At 41.5% G+C, this 2,099-nt stretch carries 2 protein-coding genes; both read right to left on the bottom strand.

Features of this window, described 5'->3' with window-relative positions:
- Window positions 1-1,377 (bottom strand): cellulase family glycosylhydrolase (locus ACZFYI_RS19580; RefSeq protein ID WP_462525806.1); only part of this gene is annotated, 1,377 nt, incomplete at its 3' end.
- A gap of 83 nt (window positions 1,378-1,460) precedes the next feature.
- Window positions 1,461-1,916: a GlcG/HbpS family heme-binding protein gene (locus ACZFYI_RS19575; RefSeq protein WP_462525805.1), complete on the bottom strand. Its 456-nt coding sequence runs from the start codon at window positions 1,914-1,916 to the stop codon at window positions 1,461-1,463.
- Window positions 1,917-2,099: the final 183 nt, after the last annotated feature.

The following is a 2,099-nucleotide window of genomic DNA, read 5'->3' as shown; positions in this document are numbered from 1 at the left end:
CGGATCACTCATTGTAAAAACCTGTGTATACTCTTTATATTCTTGCGATAAGGACGCGTTTCCTCCACCGCTGTAGCCGTTATAGGGATCACTGGCTTTTCCAAGGTAATAATTTAATGCAAGGGCTTGCTCTGCTTTTGCTTCAAATGAAAACCTGTAAATTTTCCCTTTTTCAAGCTTGATGTTGTTTTTGATCAGTTGTGCATGCCAACTTTCCGTCCCAATTTTTTGAACGGTGTTTTTCAAAAGCCCACTTTCTCTTGTAAGGTTTCCTAGGGCATTTTCCTGCGCAAAAAAACTCCATCCATCATTGGAATTGGAAAAATTGCTCTCATATACCGGAATCGGAAAAGCCTCTCGTGGTTCCTGCAAAGGATCAATGAGAAGGGCATTGATCAGCTGCTCATTATATTGGTTGGTCTTGGGGTCAAACACACCAAAACCAGCACTCCATTCCCAGTAGGCCCAACTGAAACCTTCCGATTCAAAATATCTTCCTAGAAAATTGGTCCAACGTCTCCTAGAATCGATGTCTGCAGTACTAAAAGCGCCAAATTCACCCATATGGATCGGAATGTTTCTGGCTGCAGAAAACTCAATCAAAGGTTGGATCTCCTGGCGGATTGATTCTCTTTCGAATTCAAGGTCATTCCATTTGGTGCCTAGCCAGGCTTGGGTTTGAGGGCCAACCCAATCTGCACCTTGATGGGTAAATGTGAAAGGACTGTAAAAATGAACCGTCACAATGATATTATCATCTGCAGGAGGATCTAGTTCAAATATCCCGGAAACACCTCCAAAATTGGCTGTTCCCATCATTACTGCCCTGTCAGGATTGGTTTTCCTTATTTCAGACAACGCATCTGCAAAATATGCATTCCAAAGCCCAGGTGTCAATTGGCCATGGGGCTCATTCATCACCTCAAAAACAAGGTCTTCGGAATAATCTTTGAAATAATCAGCAATCTGCGACCATTGTGCCAAAAATCTGGATTTGTTGCCTAAGGGATCTGCAAACAAATCCTCGTGGTGGTGCATATTGATAATTACCATCAGGTTTTCCTTTAATGCCAGATCAACTACTTCCTTGATCCTAACCAAAAAACCCGCATTAATGGTGTTTGGGGATTGCATCTGTGTCCTAGAAGGGGTGTCCCAACGAATAGGTATCCTGACATGGTTGAAACCCTGATCTGCAATCCTTTCAAAATAATCATTCCTGAAAGGATTTCCCCATTCAGTTTCTGTAGGAGCTTCAAACATATTTCCCATGTTGATCCCCCGACCAAGCTTATTGTTTATTTCAAAAATAGTTCCCTGTTGGGCAAGAGATATGTGACCCAAAAAGAGGAAAAATGTAATTGTTAGAATTTTCATAATTGATAAATAAAAAGAAAATAAATCATGGGCAAACGGCTGAATTTGTAAGAAAAGAAAGAATCTAACAGATTCATTTCATCCTAAAGCACTGCCAATCCTGCCGCAGCAATGATCCCGTCCTGAACTGAGGTCACTCCGGATACGCCTATCGCACCGATGACTACCCCATCTTTGATGATGGGAACTCCTCCCTCCGAGGCAAAAACATTGGGCATGCTCAGCGGTCTGATGTTTCCATTGGTAACTTGTTCCTCAAAAACCTTTGATGGTCTTTTATAATACACTGCTGTTTTCGCTTTGGTTTGGGCTAGGTCTATGCTTCCCAACTGTACGCCATCCATTCTTCTTAAGGTAATCAGGTGCCCTCCATCATCCAAAATGGCAATCACCACATTCCAGTTTTCGGCCTTTGCTTTGGCTTCGGCGGCATCAGCCATCCTGCTTGCTTCTTCCAATGTCAGTGTTGGTTTGATATTGCTCTGGGCATGTCCAAGGATTGGAATCAGGAAAATCAATGTTATTATAATCGTTTTCATGGCTTTGGGGTTTTATTTTACCTTCAGTTATTCTACCAATTTAATGAATATTTTGAGCACCTGTCCAAAATTGGTTAAATTGAGGACTTCCAATCTTTTTGCCTTAAAAATTAACCTTAAACCTATTTATAAAATGAAAATCATCAACAGAAGAGATACCCCCAAAACCTTGACACTGGTCAC

The organism is Aquiflexum sp. (genome assembly GCF_977115555.1).
The sequence above is the reverse complement of the archived record's forward strand: the minus strand, read 5'-3'. Positions and strand labels throughout refer to the sequence as shown.